Raw genomic sequence first — 17,525 nt, forward strand, 5'->3', positions numbered from 1 at the left:
CAGAATCATAATGAACCAAGAATCTAACAACATTGATACCAAAGAACTCTCCAAAAGCTTCGAACCCAAAGAACTGGAAGCCCACTGGTATCAGGAGTGGAACAAACAAGGTCTTTTCGCTGCAGGACAATACACCACAACCAGCTCAGAAGAATGTGGCCAGCCATTTACCATTCAGTTTCCCCCACCCAACGTGACCGGGACCCTGCATATGGGGCACGCTTTCAACCAAACCATCATGGATGGCCTGATCCGTTACCACCGCATGCTGGGTAACGACACCGTTTTTGTTCCGGGCACCGACCATGCCGGTATTGCCACACAAATCGTGGTTGAACGCCAACTGGATGCACAAAATATTTCCCGCCACGATCTGGGCCGTGAAAAATTTCTTGAAAAAGTCTGGGAATGGAAAGAGCTTTCAGGCAATACGATTACCAGCCAGGTACGCCGTCTGGGCGCATCGGCAGATTGGCCGCGCGAGTATTTCACCATGGACGAACAAATGTCCAAAGGCGTTATTGAAACCTTTGTCCGCCTGCATGAACAAGGCCTTATTTACCGTGGCAAACGACTGGTCAACTGGGATCCGGTACTGGGTACAGCGGTTTCCGACCTTGAAGTTGAAAGCTGTGAAGAACAAGGCAGCCTGTGGCATATTCGCTACCCGCTCAGTAAACCGTCGGGCGAACTGACCCATTTAACCGTGGCCACCACCCGCCCCGAAACCATGCTGGGCGACGTGGCGCTTATGGTTCATCCTGAAGACGAACGCTACCTGCACCTGATTGGACAAACCGTCATCTTGCCGCTGGTCAATCGTGCAATCCCCATCATTGCCGATGATTATGTCGACCGGGAATTTGGTACCGGCGTGGTTAAAGTAACCCCCGCCCACGACTTCAATGACTATGCGGTCGGACAACGTCACGGCCTGTCATTTTCCAGTATTCTTACGCTTGACGCCAAAATTGTCGATGATGCTCCTGAAGCTTACCGTGGCATGGACCGCTTTGATGCCCGAGAAAAAATCGTTGCCGACCTTCAGTCCCTTGACCTGCTGGAAAGCGTCAAACCCCATACATTAATGGTTCCCCGTGGCGACCGCACCAAAACAGTCATCGAACCCATGCTGACCGACCAATGGTTTGTGGCCATGAGCAAACCTGCGCCCGAAGGCACTTACAACCCTGGTAAAAGCATTACCGACACGGCCCTGGATGTCGTGCGCTCGGGCGAAGTCAAGTTTTACCCCGAAAACTGGAGCAACACCTATTATCAGTGGCTGGAAAACATCCAGGACTGGTGTATTTCCCGTCAATTGTGGTGGGGTCACCAAATCCCGGCCTGGTACAGCGAAGATGACCAGATTTTTGTGGCCCGCAATGAAGAAGAAGCGCTTCAAAAAGCCCGGGCAGCGGGTGTAAACGGCCCCTTGCGCCGCGATGAAGACGTGCTGGACACCTGGTTCTCTTCAGCCCTGGTTCCCTTCACCACCATGGGCTGGCCCGAAGAAACCCCCGACTACAAGCGCTACCTGCCCTCCAGTGTCCTGGTGACCGGATTTGACATTATTTTCTTCTGGGTTGCCCGCATGATCATGATGAGCATGCACCTGACTGGCCAGATCCCATTCAAATTCGTTTATGTGCATGGCCTTATCCTTGATGCCAATGGCCAGAAAATGAGCAAATCCAAAGGCAACACACTTGACCCCGTTGACCTGATTGATGGCATTGAGCTTGAGCCCCTGGTTACCAAGCGCACCACTGGCCTGATGAACCCCAAACAGGCATCCAAAATCGAAAAGGAAACCCGCAAAGAGTTCCCGGATGGCATTGACGCGTACGGTGCCGATGCCCTGCGCTTTACCATGGCGGCCTACGCCACGCTTGGCCGCAACATGAACTTTGACCTTAAGCGCTGTGGTGGCTACCGCAATTTCTGCAACAAACTATGGAATGCCTCGCGCTTTGTGCTGATGAACGTGGAAGGCCATGACCTTTCAGGAAAAGACGGCGTTGAACTTTCTTTTGCAGACCGCTGGATTCTTTCGCAGTTGCAAAAAACACTGGCCGAAGCCGAAAAAGGCTTTAACAATTTCCGCTTTGACAACATTGCCAATAGCATTTACCACTTTGTATGGGATGAATACTGCGACTGGTATGTTGAACTGGCCAAGGTACAAATCCAGCAAGGCACACCTGCCCAGCAATGCGGCACCCGCCAGACATTAATTAACGTATTGGAAACCATTCTGCGCCTGGCTCACCCTATCATTCCATTCATTACCGAAGAATTGTGGCAAAAAGTAGCCTTAATCGCCGGTAAACGCCAGCCCGATGAAACCACCTCCATCAGTATCCAGCCCTATCCATTGCCTGATGCCAATCTCATTGATGAGTTAGCCGAAAGCTCATTGAATCAATTAAAGGCCCAGGTAGAGGCTGTACGTGCCCTGCGTGGAGAAATGAACCTGTCCCCCGCCCAAAAAGTGCCCATGTACGCTCAGGGAAATGCCGTTTTACTTGCCCACAACGCGCCTTATTTGCAGGCATTGGGCAAATTAAGCCAGGTGGACATTGTTAATGAACTGCCCGATTTAGGTGCACCGGTGCAAATTCTTGAAGACACCCACCTGATGCTTAATGTTGAAATTGACATTGAAGCGGAACTGGCCCGTCTGGACAAAGAAACCAACCGTCTGGAAACCGAAATCGCAAAAGCCAATGGTAAATTGAGCAACGAAAAATTTGTTGCCCGTGCCCCTGCTGCAGTCATTGATCAGGAAAAAGAAAGGCTGGCCAACTTTAGCGAACTACTGCTTAAAATCAACGAGCAGAAAAAACGTCTGGTTAAATAAAACAAGAGCCCTGGATGCCGGCCTGGCATTCCACTAAGCTTTTTCAAAAGCCATCCTGAAAACGGATGGCTTTTTTTATGACAAGCATATTGACATCTGATTCACCAAGCGCCCGCATGCCACGGTTTTAACCCGGGTCTACAAACTGGCAAGCAAATAAACAGGCAACAGGCAACAGGCAACAGGCAACAGGCAAGCAAATCCTGCCAGGCTTCAAGACAAAAAAAAGCCCCAGAAAAAGTGGAATAAAATCCCGTTTTTGGGGCAATTTCAATGAAAGCCAGGCGGCCGGTTAAAAGGCCAGGCAATTACCAATCATTAATTGGCGCCCTTTGCATATCTGTCTGCGCTGGCCATAATTTCTGCTTTGGCAGCGTCAATACCTTCCCAGCCTTTAACCTTGACCCATTTACCGGGCTCCAGATCTTTGTAGTGCTCAAAGAAATGCTGAATGCGCTTCAACTCTTCTTCGGGCAAATCTTCAGGTGACTTGATATTACGATAAACAGGGTACAGTTTATCAACAGGAAGTGCCAACAATTTTGCATCGCCACCGCCTTCATCTTCCATTTGCAGAACGCCAATGGTACGGCATTTGATTACCGCACCAACCTGAATGGGAAAAGGGCTCATGACAAGTACATCAACCGGATCGCCATCATCGGAAATGGTTTGTGGAATATAGCCATAGTTGCAGGGATAATGCATGGCTGCCATCATGAAGCGGTCTACAAATACAGCACCAGTGTCTTTATCCACCTCGTATTTGACGGGGTCAGAATTCATTGGGATTTCAATAACCACGTTGAATTCATCTGGCAAATTTGAACCTGCTGGTACGCGATCTAAACTCATAAAAAGACCTTTAAAAATTAAAAGAAATATTAACTATTTTCTGACTGCTTTTTCGGCTTCATAACCCGGTATAGGCGCTGTATCAAAATACTCATCTATCTGATCATCCGCATGGGCATCGACTGAAATTTTTGTCGACATAATACGATCATCCAGATTATCAAGCTTTTTCCTGTCTGGCGGACCATCGGGATCTTCGGTGGTATCTGCCGCCGGCAAAATACTACCACTATTTAAAACAGGTAATGCCGAAGTGGCCGCTGAAGCAATACGCCAGTGCTTGATGGCATCTTGTGCGCGCCCAAGCCGGTCATAGAGCGTTCCTAATAATGCATGGGCCAGAGCTTCATCGCGCGACACCCCCGTTTCCTGGCTTGCATCTGAAGCACCCACTTCAGCACTAATAGCCAGGCTACGCGTAAGGTAGCGTTCAGCCTGCCCCCACAACTGCCCCTTCAGGCACAAATAACCCAAGGCTGTTAGCAACTCGGTGTTATTGCCATCATTTTTAAGCCAGGTTTGTGCCATCGCCAAACGGTCATGAACCGACTCACCCGCGGTCTGCACATAAGCCTTCAGCAAACGGATATCTTTGCTAATGGCCAAGGCATCTTCCAGCACCTTGCCGGCATTTTTATGATCACCTTTGGCATCAAAGCGCACAGAAGCCGCCAATGCGACCAATGGCATTGTTTTTTCATCACCATTCAGGCTTTTCCAGACATATTGCCATTCGTCAGGGGCGGCACTATTGATACTTCCCGCTGCCGCATGCTCAATAAGTCTTAAGGCCTCAAAACGGTCTACGCGGCCTTTTTTCAGCATAATGCGGGCCAGCGGCAATAGTTTTTCATTGTTACCGGTTTGTTTATAAGCCCGCAACAGCAATTTCTGGATATGCACCTGATTACTTCCATTGGCCGTATCAAGTGCTTCAAGCAAAGCCTGCGCCTGTTTGGATTCTCCCTGTTCCAGTAACAATTCGGCCTTGACCGTGGCAGCAGCTTCAGCAAGACGGGGAAGGTTCATGGACTTCGTTTCGGCCAACTGCAACAGCTTGTCGCGTTGCTCATGATGACCCGACAGATGTGCCGCCTTGGCTGCAGCTAGACTGGCAATTACCTGACGCGAGGGGTTATGGCTGTGATTGAACAGACGCGTAAAGTCTTTTTCTGCTGAATCTGCACGGCCTTCTATTAACTCAAGCCAGCCTTTTTCAAGCAAATCGACATCTTTGTTAATATGGCGACGTGTTCGCCATTGTTTAAATGTAACGGGTGAAGCACCTAAGGTAGCAATAAACCTGACGAGCAAATAAACAAGCACAAAGGCAATAAGCAGCAGGAAAACGCCTGTCGTTAACGAGACTGTGCGACGCTCGTCTCCGGTTACCAGCATAAGATAACCGCTTGAATCTTGAATAATAAGTGCAAAACCCACAGCAAGTGCGAGTAGCACAAGTAATTTTAAACCTGTCCTCATGACTTACTCCTGCGGTTTGCCCAGATTGATAATCTGGCTTCGGGTTTCCTCGATTGCTTTTACACTATGTGTAATTTGTGGCAATTGAGGCCTTACGGGTATTGCCAGCAAGGTACGGGTCAATTCCAGCGCATTCCGGGTTTCTGGTGCATCCTGGTTATAATATTTAAGCAAGGCGGCCTGTACTGACTCTAGAGAGCTGGTCCAAATTCCCTGCTGAGCGTTCAGCAAACCCTGTTGGGCAAATCGCAAATCAAGTTTGAGATTGTTTTTAAGCGCTGCGGCTTGTCCGGTGGAAATCAGGGCAACCGTTGGATCATCCAGTTTTTCAACCCGAACCAGGCCACCCAGGTCGGATTTCAGCATGCCCACGGCCTGTGAAGGCCAGGACTTGACCTCTTCCCAGGCTTTGTCATACCAGTTTGCATCTTGGCTGACAGCTGCCTGAGCCTCTTGCCCGTTTGGCTGAGCATTGGTGTTTTCTGGCAAAACGGTAGAAAGATGATCTAACCGGTCTGGTGAAACCAGCGGTGCATTATCAAGCAAGTCGATTAACTTGCCTACTTCCTTGAACAAGGTGTCCTCATTCATGAGCGGTGCCGATTTCAGCATGACGATATCAGAAGCGATGGCACCCGCAAGCCCAGAAAGTATGGGACTATCTGTACGCCGAATAGTTTGCTGCGCCATTTCCAGTGCACGAACAGCATTGGACAGGTTACCGGCAATGCCCAGTTCGTTATCGGCGGACTGAACCAGGCGGGCTACATCATTCACCACAAACAGACTGACATCAACATCGGCCCGGCTTACCCGTTGCTCTAACAATTCAGTGTATTGTTTCTGAATTTGCTGCAACTCAGCCTTAAGCTGGCTGATCTGCCCCGTTTGCTCGTCTAGTTGCGCTTTAACATCGTCTCTTATATTGCTGTCAGTGTGAGCCTCTGACAAAGAAGAAGATGCAGACGCTTCTTGACCTGAAACACCAGATACTGAAGCATTCACTTCTGAGGCCTCTGTGCTATCTGGTTCATGTTCACTCACCGTTGAGTTGGCATCAATGGCCTTACTTTGGTCTGCACTGGGTGTTGTTTCAATCAATGCACTTTCTTCTTGATCAGCTGGTTTTTCCTGCTGTGCAGTGCTGTCTTCAACGGCAACAACTTCATTTTCTGCGGTGACTGGCTGAGCGCTGCTGGCGTCAGGTGAGGTTGCTTCTGCCTGCGTGGATGGCGCAGCTGCCGTTACCCCAACATTGCCATCGTCTTCAGGTTGCGCCAGGTTTTCCTCTGTCTGGGCGCTGCTTTGCGATGCGTCAGGTATTGAAGCACCGGAAAGGGCTTCAGAATTATTGGACTGCGTTTGTGTACTTGACGTTGAATTGCCATTTGCCCACATGCCGTCTATTTTGGATTGCTGTGTAATATAAACAGCCCCCCCCACCACTGCTGCCACAACAACCACTGCAGCGCCAACCACTTTTTTATTAATGCCTGACTTTTGACCTGAGGTTAACGCTGAAGCGGTCGTGTTTTCCTGAAACGCCGATTGCGCTTGTTCAACATCAATGGGAGCCGTTTCAGGCGTCATGTTCTCTGTCGTATTATTGTGCTGGTTTTCTTCTGGCGTATTCAATTCTTTATTATCTGAAGATTGAATACTTCCCTGTTTTTTCTCATCCATGTTTTTTGATCCCTTGCTGAGATTATGGTTTTTGGAATGTAGAGTATGGCGTGTTCGCTTATTTCTCATAATCGCATTGTAGTGGAAGATGACGACCATTTTACTTAAGATATGGTCAACATCTCAAATATTGAAGCATCGTTTGGTTGACATACCTTAATGTCAAGCGTCTTTTCAGGCAAATTATACTGATCCATGGCTGCTTTCAAATGACCATGAAGCTGCTCTGCAATCCTTGGGTGAATAACTAAAAAATGGTGATCCAGAGCGTATTCAAGTAACTGATACCGTTTCAGCTCATTGAATACGCTATCTATACTTTCCTTGCTGGTTAACAGCCAGCTTATTACTTTATTTGATTGAAATAACGATAACATTTTTTCGCTTTCAGGTGCGGTCCATGCCCGGGGCTTTCTTTCGTAGACCGGTAAAAAATCTACCGGTATATTCAAGGCCTGCAGCTTTTCAGCAAGCCATTGACGGCCGGCCTGACCGCGAACGACCAGGACACGGGAAAATTGCCCAAGGTCTTTTTTTAGCAATTCATCAAAAAATGCCTCGGAGTCCTGGTTATTGTTGCCGAGGCCTGGGTGGATGACTTGACTGGCCGGAATGCCCTGCTTCTGTAAGGCATTGGCCGTGGCCATTCCAACGGCCCCCGCATAAAGCCCTTTAGGCCAATGCAAATCATATTTTCCAAGCGTTTCAAAAAAAACCTGGACAGCATAACCGCTAACAAAAAACACCAGGCTATAGTGGGCAAAATCAGGTACTTCTCCTGCCGTTAAAGGCAAGGGTAAGCGCTCCAGGGCTGGAAGTTCGGTAACCTGAAAACCCGCCTCGACAAGCAGTGATTGTAATGATGAATTTTTTCCTGCCGGACGGGTAAGAATAATGTGTCTATTCATGTTTTCTTGCCAATCAAGAAAACATGATTAATTATTCAACAATGTTGCCAAAATTTTGTCGGCGCCCGCCTGATGCAATTCTTTGGCGACATCAAGACCCAGTTGCTCAGCCTGCTCTACTGGGCCACTGCGTTGCGCACGCAACACTTTGGTGCCATCAGGTAAGGCAACAAATGCCTTAATATCAAGCGTTGTGCCGTTGATAACCGCATGAGCAGCCAAAGGCACCTGACAAGAACCGCCCAGAAATGATGAAACCGCCCTTTCGGCCGTTACACAAGCCAGTGTTTCTGGGCAAGACAACGGCTGCAAAGCAGCCAGTACATCGGGACGAGACTCAAGAATTTCTATCCCCAGCGCCCCCTGCCCAGCTGCAGGCAAGCTGTCCTGGACCGACAGGCAACTGCGGATTCTTTCTTGCAAACCCAGGCGCTGCAAGCCAGCTGCAGCCAGAATAATAGCATCGTACTCACCCTTGTCGAGTTTGCCAAGACGGGTATCAAGATTGCCTCGCAAAGGTTTTACCACCAGATGGGGAAAATTTGCCCTGATCTGGGATTCGCGGCGCAGGCTGGAAGTACCCACCACAGCACCTTCTGGCAAATCGGCCAGCTTTTCGTATTTACTGGATACAAATGCGTCACGCGGGTCTGCCCGGTCCATGACAACGGCCAGCTGGAAGGGAGAGCCCAGATCCATGGGTACATCTTTAAGAGAGTGCACAGCAAGATCGGCCCGGCCATCGAGCAAGGCGGTTTCAAGTTCCTTGACGAACAGACCTTTTCCACCCACTTTTGACAGGGTACGATCAAGAATCTGATCGCCCCTGGTCGTCATGGTCAGAAGTTCGACACGGCAGGCTGGATACAATGCCTGCAACTTAGCCTGTACAAATTCGGCCTGCCATAAAGCCAGACGGCTGGCTCGTGTAGCGATAATCAATTTCTCGGGTTGTACTGACATTGCAAGTTCCTATTTAAAATAATTGGCAAGGACAGCAATAACAATACCGATAACCGCCAGGACAAACAAAAATTGCAACAGGGTAAGTTTGGGTTTTTGTGACATATTTTTAACTGACTATCCTTAAAATAAATACGGGCTATTCTGCCTTTTCCGATGCGGCATCCGCTTTTCGTATGGCGATAAGCTTACCCACCATCATGACCAATAATGCGCAACCGATCTCGGCAGTATACTTGATTACAGCAGGTGATTCTGTCCCGCCAAAGAATGTATTTTGAATATATACATCGCCTATAAACATTCCCCCTGCCAGCCAGCCCAGCAACCCGGCACCAAACATGATAACCAGCGGAAATTTGTCAATAATTTTAAGAACGATGGTACTGCCCCAGATAATGACAGGTACACTAACCAGCAAACCAAAAATCACATAAGCAGTCTGGTGATCGGCGGGGGCATTGGTTGCTGCGCCGGCAATGGCAATCACGTTATCAAGACTCATGACAAAGTCTGCAATCAGGATGGTTTTAACCGCCCCCCATACACTGCTACTGGCCTGAATACCGTCACCATGATCATCTTCGGGAATCAGCAATTTAATACCAATCCAGAGCAGCAAAGCACCACCCACCAACCTGAGGAATGGTATTTTCAGCATTTCCATGGCGAATAGAATAAGTACCACACGCATACCAATGGCACCCACTGTACCCCAAAGAATACCTTTGATGCGCTGTGCCTTTTGCAGGTTACGACAAGCCAGGGCGATAATAATGGCATTATCTCCACCCAGGAGAATGTCGATCAGAATAATTTGGCCGATAGCCGACCATTGTAGCTGTTGAAAAAACTCAAACATCTTTTTACCTATTTTCTTGTTAAGAAGACAGTTTATGAACAGCGATGGTTTTATTATCTGTTCAAAACAGCCTTAACGGCCAATACTGCCTATATTGAATTATATATTTACTACGTTTCGTGTGGAAACACGCTAATTATAATTCAGTTCAAGGTAGTGTTAATTTTGAATTGCAAAAGCCAACCTTATAAGCCTGGCAAACCAGTCTGCATTGCAGGCCGGACTTTCCCTTGCCAAGATGACAAGTACCCGCTTACTATAGCGGCCTTTACGTCAAGCAAAAAACCGCCAATCAAAAAATATTGATTGTGCGGTTTTTTGTTGTACTAAGACATATTACAGAATGGACTTCAGCAATTTGCCCATTTCAGAAGGGTTGCGGGTTGTACGAATACCGCAAGCTTCCATGACTTCAAGTTTGGCATCTGCCGTATCGGCACCACCGGAAATTAAGGCACCTGCGTGACCCATGCGTTTTCCGGGAGGGGCTGTAACGCCAGCGATAAAACCAACAACAGGTTTTGTCATGTTGTCTTTGGCCCACAATGCCGCGTTAACTTCATCGGGTCCGCCAATTTCACCAATCATGATAACCGCTTCGGTTTCAGGGTCATCGTTAAACATTTTCAGGATATCGATGTGTTTGAGGCCATTGATTGGGTCACCACCAATACCAACCGCCGCAGACTGGCCCATACCCAATTCTGAAACCTGTGCAACGGCTTCATAGGTTAATGTACCGGAACGGCTGACGATACCGATTTTACCTTTACGGTGAATGTGGCCGGGCATAATACCAATCTTGATTTCATCAGGAATGGTCAAGCCTGGGCAGTTAGGGCCCAACAACAGAGTTTTCTTGTTTTCAGCGCGCATGCGGTTGCGTAGTTCAAGCATGTCACGAACAGGAATACCCTCGGTGATGCAAATAGCCAGATCCAGGTCGGCTTCGGCAGCCTCCCAGATGGCGGCGGCGGCACCTGCGGGTGGAACATAAATAACGGAAACAGTAGCGCCGGTTGCTTCTTTGGCTTCTTTAACAGAAGCATAGATTGGAATACCTTCGAAATCTTCGCCGGCACGTTTGGGGTTTACACCCGCGACAAAGGCTTCTTTACCATTACCGTACTCACGGCACATGCGTGTATGAAACTGGCCGGTTTTACCTGTAATACCCTGGGTAATTACTTTTGTGTCTTTATTGATAAGAATAGACATTGATGAGTTCCTTCCTTACTTGGCTGCTTCAACAACTTTGGTTGCAGCTTCTGCCATTGTGTCAGCGCTGATAATGGGAAGACCTGAATCTTTCAGCATTTGCTTACCCAGCTCTTCGTTGGTTCCTTTCATGCGAACAACCAAAGGAACATCCAGGTTTACCGCACGGCATGCCGCAATCACACCTTCGGCGATAACGTCACAACGCATGATACCGCCAAAAATATTAACCAGAATCGCTTTCACGCCTTCATTTTTCAGCATGATCTTGAACGCTTCGGTTACTTTTTCTGCGGTAGCACCACCACCTACGTCCAGGAAGTTGGCGGGTTCGCCGCCAAACAGCTTGATCGTATCCATGGTTGCCATGGCCAGACCGGCACCGTTAACCAGGCAGCCGATATTGCCGTCTAGCTGAATATAGGCCAAATCAAATTTGCTGGCTTCGATTTCGGCAGGATCTTCTTCATCCAGATCGCGGTAAGCAACAATCTCGGGCAAGCGATACAGGGCATTTGAGTCAAAATTGAATTTGGCGTCAAGGGCGATGATATCACCAGAACCGGTCAGGATCAGTGGGTTGATTTCAGCCAAAGAGGAATCGGTATCGCAATAAACCTTGTACAGTTTCTGGAACTCTACGGCAGCCTTGGTAACAGATGCCTCGGGTACGCCAATGCCACGCGCCAGTTCTGCCGCATCTTCATCGGTCAGGCCTGTAGCCGGATCAACAAATACTTTCAGGATTTTTTCGGGTGTTTCTTCGGCAACTTCTTCTACATCCATGCCGCCTTCGCTGGATGCCATGACACAAACGCGCTGAGTGGCACGATCGGTAACGATCCCAACGTAGTATTCTTTTTTAATGTCGGCGCCTTCTTCGATAAGAAGACGCTTGACTTTTTGACCCTCGGGGCCAGTCTGGTGTGTAACCAGTTGCATGCCCAGGATTTCAGAAGCCAATTGATGTACTTCATCGATGGAGCGAGCCAGTTTGACGCCACCGCCCTTACCACGGCCACCGGCATGAATCTGGGCTTTGACAACCCAAACTGGTCCGCCCAGTGTTTCTGCTGCCTTAACAGCCTCGTCAACAGAGAATGCGGGAATACCGCGAGGTACGGTAACGCCAAACTTCTTCAGAAGTTCTTTACCTTGATACTCATGGATTTTCATGTATTACCTATATAGATGTAGGAAAAAATAAAAAGCCCGGCTTGCGCAGGGAGCCATCATCAATTGATCTTGCCTGCTGCAATTTTTTCATTGACATACCAGTCTGGATAGAACTCTTTTACCACCGGCGAAGTTAAAGCCAGGGCATGACAACCTTCAAGCTGGAAAGGTTTTTTACCGGAATTTGCTTCTTTCCGGTTACGGGATGCCGACAAACTTTGGATAAAAACCGTGGGTAATAATACAACAAGTTCAGACATATGGGTGCAACCCGATGTTCTGGAAAAGCGATCTTTGACTGCATTGCGAAAATTCCTGAGCAAATGCAAGCCAACCAGGCCCTTGTAAGCCGCCTCGATTGCCGAGCAGATTTGATCGTAAGGGGCATCATCATAACGCGCACAAACATCGCTCACCTCTCCGCCTTCTGTAACCAGCAGACAGATTTTCATATTATGCACCGGCGAACCCGCTACTTTGATGCTGCCATTGCGTTTGGGGAAATCGTAAGCCTTATAATCAAGCAAAGACGCCTCTAATTCCCACAACCCATCCTCCCTTAGAAAGGAATTCATTTCTATTTTTCGGGTATGAATGGGCTTACGGCGTACTGAAGAATCAAACGACATTATGGACGAATTCAAGAACAATTGATGAGTGATTGCAGAAAGTATAACTTACCCGTAAATCATCATGCATGGATTCTTAAATTCGTCGTTTATTTCTAGGGTTTACCCTAATTAAAACCAAATTAATAATCTATTGCAACCTTAATACCTTGGCAGCCTCAACCATTTTTTCCAGTGCCGCACGGGTTTCCGGCCAGTCCCTTGTCTTCAGGCCACAATCAGGGTTGACCCACAAACGCGCCCTGTCTATTTTTTCCGAGGCCTTTTGCATTAATTGAATCATCCAGTCCGTATCGGGAATATTGGGAGAATGAATATCATAAACACCCGGACCAATTTCATTGGGGTAATGAAACTGCTCAAAGGCAAGTAGCAACTCCATATTGGAACGGGAGGTTTCGATGGTGATCACATCGGCATCCATCGCCGCAATGGCTTCAATAATGTCATTAAATTCCGAATAACACATATGCGTATGGATTTGCGTCGCATCCCGAACACCAGAAACAGACAGCCGAAACGCATCAACCGCCCAAGCCAGGTAAGCCTGCCACTTGCACTTGCGCAATGGCAGCCCTTCGCGAAACGCGGGCTCATCAATCTGGATAATATGAATACCCGCCTTTTCAAGATCCAGGATTTCCTCACGTAATACCAAGGCCAGCTGGCGACATGTTTGTTCTCTTGGCTGATCATCACGCACAAATGACCATTGCAGCAACGTGACAGGACCAGTCAACATACCTTTCATGGGTTTGTTCGTTAGGGATTGAGCATAAGCCGTCCATTCAACCGTCATTGGCATCACCCGGGCCACATCACCATAAATAAGCGGTGGTTTTACACAGCGTGAACCATAACTTTGTACCCAGCCATTTTCGGTAAAGGCATAGCCGGCCAGAAGCTCACCAAAATACTCAACCATATCATTGCGTTCAGGCTCTCCGTGAACCAGGACATCCAGCCCGACCTCTTCCTGGAAAGCCACCACTTTAGCAATCTCTTCCTTGATGGCTGCCTCATATTTTACATCGCTCAACCCACCCTGCTTCCAATCACGACGTAATGCCCTGATGTCTGCCGTTTGCGGAAAAGAACCGATCGTGGTGGTTGGAAACAAGGGCAAGCCCAACGCAGCCCGCTGTTTTTTCATGCGCTCATTAAAAGGCGTCCGGTCACGGCTGATTGACACGGATTGAGCCAGTTGCTGCTGCACCGCCGGGTTATGAATTCGCCTGGATGTTTTCCTGTTTTCAAGCGCCTGATGTTGCCTGGCCAAAAACGCCTCAATGGTGGGCGTTTGGCGCTTATCCAGAACCGCGGCCAGAGCGTTTAATTCTTCAAGTTTCTGGCGTGCAAAAGATAGCCAGGATTTCAGTTCGTCATCAAGCTTTTTTTCAGAAGCCAGATCCACCGGCACATGCAATAAAGAGCAAGACGGCGCCAGCCATAAATTTTCACCCAACTTTTCTTTTAGCGGCTGTAAACGGACTGCTGCGGCATCAAGATCAGTACGCCAGATATCACGGCCGCTGACAATCCCCGCCGACAGAACCTGCCCTGGCTGAAGAATATCTGCAATGGCTTGCAAATCGTCATTGCCACGAACCAGATCCACATGCAAACCGTCAACCGGCAAGCGGCCGGCCAGGGCCAGATTATCATCCAGACCCTCAAAATAGGTGGCCAACAGAATCTTCAATTTCTGTTGCACCAGTTGCTCATACACGGGTTTGAAGGTATCTTTCCAGGCCTGAGGCAACTCCAGCGTCAGGATAGGCTCATCAATCTGCACCCATTCAACACCCTGCTCTTGCAAGCGTGTTAGCACTTTTTCGTAAACCTCCAGCAAAGCGGGAATCAAGGCCAGCTTGCGCTCATCACTGGCGCCATTGTTGAAGTCCTCTCCTTTGCTTAACCACAAATAGCTTAGCAAACCCGGAATAACCGGCTTGACCTGATGTCCTGCGGCAAGGGCCTCATCAACCTGATCAAACAGGGAGCTGCGGGCAATACGGAACGTCTGCCCTGCTTCCAGTTCGGGGACGATATAGTGATAGTTGGTATCAAACCACTTGGTCATTTCGCATGCTGCGGTGGGCTCTCCGGTAGGCGCTCTGCCCCGCGCCATTCTGAATAAAGTATCCAGCCCGGTTTCCTGCTGGGCATCTTGTGCAAAACGGGCAGGAACGGCACCAATCAATGTGCTCCACTCCAGAATCTGGTCATACCAGGAAAAATCGCCCACTGGCAATAAGGATACACCGGCATCCGCCTGCTGCTGCCAATGTTTTTTTCTTAGTCCAAACCCAACCGCCTCAAGTTCCTGGGCATTGATTTGTCCGCGCCAGTATTGTTCCAGCGCTTTTTTCAATTCCCTTTGGACACCAATCCTGGGGAAACCCAAGTTATGAATAATAGTCATATAAATCCTAAATAGCATGAATGTTTATCAAGTATCTGGATTTTGCCTTACAATTAACATGAATATATCTCTAAATTCTTAAAATAACATGAGAGTTTTTAATATTAATGCATAAGCAATTGATTTATTTACTTATTTTTAATTGCATAAACGAATAGTCTTGTTTGAAAAAATCGACACATGCTTGAAATAAAACATCTGGAAACGCTAACCGCGATTCGTAATTTTGGCAATCTCCAAGAGGCGGCTGACCATCTTTCGGTCACCCAATCCGCCCTGTCACACCAGTTGCGCGACCTTGAAAACAGGCTGGGCACAACGGTCCTGAACCGACGAACCCGGCCGGCCAGATTAACCACCGCCGGATTACGTATACTTGCGCTGGCCGATGATATTTTGCCAAAGGTAAAATCTACTGAAAGGGAATTGCAAAAACTGGCCGCAGGCAATACCGGCAGACTGCATCTGGCCATTGAATGCCATTCCTGCTTTGAGTGGCTTATGCCCGCTCTTGATGCATACAGGCAACAATGGCCCCACATTTCACTGGATTTGTCAGCGGCATTTTCTTTTGCCCCTTTTCCTGCCCTGCGGCGGGGTGACCTGGATCTGGTCATCACTTCAGACCCTGTGCGCTCGGAAAACATTGATTACCTCCCGCTTTTCAAGTATGAACTGGTGGTTGCCGTCTCTGCAGACAATCCGCTTTCAAAAAAGCGATACATCAGGCCACAAGACCTGGCCGACCAGATATTAATTACTTATCCGGTTGAAAAAAACCGGCTGGATATTTACCATACTTTTCTTGACCCCGCCGACGTAGAGCCCGCTGCCACCAGAACCGCAGAATTAACGCCTATGATTATCCAGCTGGTGAACAGTAACCGGGGCGTTGCCGCCCTACCTAACTGGACATTGAGCAATTATGTCAGGCAGGAATGGCTTAAGACTTGCCATTTAGGTGACCCACCAGGCATTTGGCAAACATTGTATGCCGCCGTACGCAGCGAAGACACTAATGCTGCTTATATCCAGGCTTTTTTAACATTAGCCAGGGAAATATGCTTTAAAAACCTATCAGGCATTAGAACCTAATAGATTCAGTTTGAAATTTTGTGGTCACAATGGTAAGTTATACCTATTATAAATAATAGAAAGATATCTTGACGATGTAAAAGGTATCCATTTCCAGTATTACACAGTGCCTTTCATCTCTTTAGGCTCTGTGCTCTTTAATTCGTTGTTTTCTTTATCTACGCTAAAGGAAAGCTCATGAAACACCAGGAGTTAACAGAAGCAGCACATTCAAAAACAATCAATAACAAGTCATGCGAATACCTTAATCAACTATTGGCCAGCGCAGGCATAACCATAAACGGGAACAATCCATGGGATCTCCAGATTCATGATCCCAAAGCGGCCGACCTGATTCTGGCCCAAGGCAGCAAGGGCTTGGGCGAAAGCTATATGGCAGGCATGTGGGATTGCCAGCGTATTGATGAACTGATCAACCTGATCCTGCATAGCAAACTGGATGCCAAAATTAAAAACTTAAGCACCTTATGGTACAGTTTACGCGCCCAAATTCTTAACCATCAAACCCGTACCCGCGCATGGGAAGTGGGCGAAACCCACTATGACATTGGCAATGATTTTTTTGCCAAAATGCTGGATCCCTACATGACTTACACGTGCGGTTACTGGGACAAGACCGACAACCTGAACGACGCCCAATTGGCAAAACTGGATCTGGTTTGCCAGAAACTGAATTTAAAACCCGGCATGCACGTTCTGGATATTGGTTGCGGATGGGGTGGTTTCATGCGCTATGCCGCAGAAAACTACGGCGTTACCTGCACAGGGGTAACTATTTCAAAAGAGCAAACCGAATATGGCGAGCAATTGTGCCAGGGCCTGCCCATTACTTTTCGCCTGGAAGACTACCGCGACCTGGATGAGCAATATGATGCCATTGTCAGCCTGGGCATGTTTGAACACGTTGGACGCAAAAACTATCGTACCTATTTCGAAGTGGCTCGTCGCAACCTGAAGGAAGACGGCCTGTTCCTGCTGCACACGATCGGCGGTCAGATCCGCGATCATCACCCCGACCCCTGGATTGACAAATACATTTTCCCCAATGGTGAAGTGCCCGTACTTGGCCAGATTTCAGACTCCCTCGAATCCCTGTTCGTGATAGAGGATGTCCACAACTTTGGGGCTGATTACGATAAAACACTAATGGCCTGGCATGCCAATTTCGAAAAACACTGGCATGAATTCAAGGATCAGTATTCCGAACGCTTTTATCGCATGTGGCGTTATTATTTATTGGTTTGTGCCGGTTCATTCCGGGCACGCTCAAACCAGCTATGGCAGATTGTGCTCTCTCCAGATGGCGTTAAAGGGGGTTATCACCGCCCCAAGCTGTAAACAGTTTAAAGCAAATAATAACCCGGTA

The 17,525-nt window shown here is 48.2% G+C and carries 13 protein-coding genes; 3 read left to right on the forward strand and 10 right to left on the reverse strand.

All coding sequences use genetic code 11. The annotated features are described in order from the left end of the window. Positions 1-10 precede the first annotated feature (10 nt). On the forward strand, positions 11-2,863 hold the full coding sequence (locus tag JHL22_RS14165; protein ID WP_200238852.1) for a valine--tRNA ligase: 2,853 nt from the start codon (positions 11-13) through the stop codon (positions 2,861-2,863). A 318-nt stretch (positions 2,864-3,181) separates the two neighbouring features. Here the strand turns inward: JHL22_RS14165 and ppa are convergent, their stop codons facing one another. From ppa to metE, 10 genes are all read right to left on the reverse strand, one after another. Next, the gene (ppa, locus tag JHL22_RS14170) at positions 3,182-3,718 is read right to left on the reverse strand and encodes an inorganic diphosphatase (RefSeq protein ID WP_200238854.1); all 537 of its coding nucleotides are present in this window, start codon (positions 3,716-3,718) and stop codon (positions 3,182-3,184) included. A 33-nt stretch (positions 3,719-3,751) separates the two neighbouring features. Then, the gene (locus tag JHL22_RS14175) at positions 3,752-5,200 is read right to left on the reverse strand and encodes a heme biosynthesis HemY N-terminal domain-containing protein (RefSeq protein ID WP_200238856.1); all 1,449 of its coding nucleotides are present in this window, start codon (positions 5,198-5,200) and stop codon (positions 3,752-3,754) included. Between the two features lie 3 nt (positions 5,201-5,203). Continuing rightward, positions 5,204-6,883 carry a uroporphyrinogen-III C-methyltransferase gene (locus tag JHL22_RS14180; protein WP_200238859.1) on the reverse strand — a complete coding sequence of 560 codons (1,680 nt, stop codon included), beginning with the start codon at positions 6,881-6,883 and terminating at the stop codon, positions 5,204-5,206. A gap of 104 nt (positions 6,884-6,987) precedes the next feature. Further along, positions 6,988-7,791, reverse strand: coding sequence for a uroporphyrinogen-III synthase (locus JHL22_RS14185; RefSeq protein WP_200238862.1), 804 nt, complete (start codon positions 7,789-7,791; stop codon positions 6,988-6,990). A 27-nt stretch (positions 7,792-7,818) separates the two neighbouring features. After that, entirely contained in the window at positions 7,819-8,754 is a 936-nt protein-coding gene (gene hemC, locus JHL22_RS14190; RefSeq protein ID WP_200238864.1) for a hydroxymethylbilane synthase, read from the reverse strand. A 139-nt stretch (positions 8,755-8,893) separates the two neighbouring features. After that, entirely contained in the window at positions 8,894-9,616 is a 723-nt protein-coding gene (locus JHL22_RS14195) for a TerC family protein (protein WP_200238866.1), read from the reverse strand. 336 nt (positions 9,617-9,952) lie between these two features. Then, positions 9,953-10,834 carry a succinate--CoA ligase subunit alpha gene (sucD, locus tag JHL22_RS14200; protein ID WP_200238868.1) on the reverse strand — a complete coding sequence of 294 codons (882 nt, stop codon included), beginning with the start codon at positions 10,832-10,834 and terminating at the stop codon, positions 9,953-9,955. A 15-nt stretch (positions 10,835-10,849) separates the two neighbouring features. Continuing rightward, positions 10,850-12,010 (reverse strand): ADP-forming succinate--CoA ligase subunit beta, encoded by a 1,161-nt coding sequence (sucC, locus tag JHL22_RS14205; protein WP_200238870.1) that lies wholly within the window; start codon positions 12,008-12,010, stop codon positions 10,850-10,852. A 59-nt stretch (positions 12,011-12,069) separates the two neighbouring features. Continuing rightward, complete coding sequence (locus JHL22_RS14210) at positions 12,070-12,639, reverse strand: DUF2889 domain-containing protein (RefSeq protein ID WP_200238872.1); 570 nt, start codon at positions 12,637-12,639, stop codon at positions 12,070-12,072. Positions 12,640-12,769: 130 nt separating this feature from the next. Continuing rightward, entirely contained in the window at positions 12,770-15,064 is a 2,295-nt protein-coding gene (metE, locus tag JHL22_RS14215; protein WP_200238874.1) for a 5-methyltetrahydropteroyltriglutamate--homocysteine S-methyltransferase, read from the reverse strand. A 180-nt stretch (positions 15,065-15,244) separates the two neighbouring features. Between metE and JHL22_RS14220 the strand changes: the two genes are divergently transcribed. Next, the gene (locus JHL22_RS14220; protein ID WP_200238876.1) at positions 15,245-16,159 is read left to right on the forward strand and encodes a LysR family transcriptional regulator; all 915 of its coding nucleotides are present in this window, start codon (positions 15,245-15,247) and stop codon (positions 16,157-16,159) included. A 177-nt stretch (positions 16,160-16,336) separates the two neighbouring features. Further along, positions 16,337-17,497 carry a cyclopropane fatty acyl phospholipid synthase gene (gene cfa / locus JHL22_RS14225; protein WP_200238879.1) on the forward strand — a complete coding sequence of 387 codons (1,161 nt, stop codon included), beginning with the start codon at positions 16,337-16,339 and terminating at the stop codon, positions 17,495-17,497. Positions 17,498-17,525 lie beyond the last annotated feature (28 nt).

It is taken from the genome of Advenella mandrilli, from assembly GCF_016595155.1.
GTDB lineage: Bacteria > Pseudomonadota > Gammaproteobacteria > Burkholderiales > Burkholderiaceae_B > Advenella > Advenella mandrilli.

What these genes read in the sequence shown, in the direction of transcription:
- JHL22_RS14165 (WP_200238852.1), top strand. Translation starts at nt 11, where the DNA reads ATGAACCAAGAATCTAACAACATTGATACCAAAGAACTCTCCAAAAGC.
- ppa (WP_200238854.1), bottom strand. Translation starts at nt 3,718, where the DNA reads ATGAGTTTAGATCGCGTACCAGCAGGTTCAAATTTGCCAGATGAATTC.
- JHL22_RS14175 (WP_200238856.1), bottom strand. Translation starts at nt 5,200, where the DNA reads ATGAGGACAGGTTTAAAATTACTTGTGCTACTCGCACTTGCTGTGGGT.
- JHL22_RS14180 (WP_200238859.1), bottom strand. Translation starts at nt 6,883, where the DNA reads ATGGATGAGAAAAAACAGGGAAGTATTCAATCTTCAGATAATAAAGAA.
- JHL22_RS14185 (WP_200238862.1), bottom strand. Translation starts at nt 7,791, where the DNA reads ATGAATAGACACATTATTCTTACCCGTCCGGCAGGAAAAAATTCATCA.
- hemC (WP_200238864.1), bottom strand. Translation starts at nt 8,754, where the DNA reads ATGTCAGTACAACCCGAGAAATTGATTATCGCTACACGAGCCAGCCGT.
- JHL22_RS14195 (WP_200238866.1), bottom strand. Translation starts at nt 9,616, where the DNA reads ATGTTTGAGTTTTTTCAACAGCTACAATGGTCGGCTATCGGCCAAATT.
- sucD (WP_200238868.1), bottom strand. Translation starts at nt 10,834, where the DNA reads ATGTCTATTCTTATCAATAAAGACACAAAAGTAATTACCCAGGGTATT.
- sucC (WP_200238870.1), bottom strand. Translation starts at nt 12,010, where the DNA reads ATGAAAATCCATGAGTATCAAGGTAAAGAACTTCTGAAGAAGTTTGGC.
- JHL22_RS14210 (WP_200238872.1), bottom strand. Translation starts at nt 12,639, where the DNA reads ATGTCGTTTGATTCTTCAGTACGCCGTAAGCCCATTCATACCCGAAAA.
- metE (WP_200238874.1), bottom strand. Translation starts at nt 15,064, where the DNA reads ATGACTATTATTCATAACTTGGGTTTCCCCAGGATTGGTGTCCAAAGG.
- JHL22_RS14220 (WP_200238876.1), top strand. Translation starts at nt 15,245, where the DNA reads ATGCTTGAAATAAAACATCTGGAAACGCTAACCGCGATTCGTAATTTT.
- cfa (WP_200238879.1), top strand. Translation starts at nt 16,337, where the DNA reads ATGAAACACCAGGAGTTAACAGAAGCAGCACATTCAAAAACAATCAAT.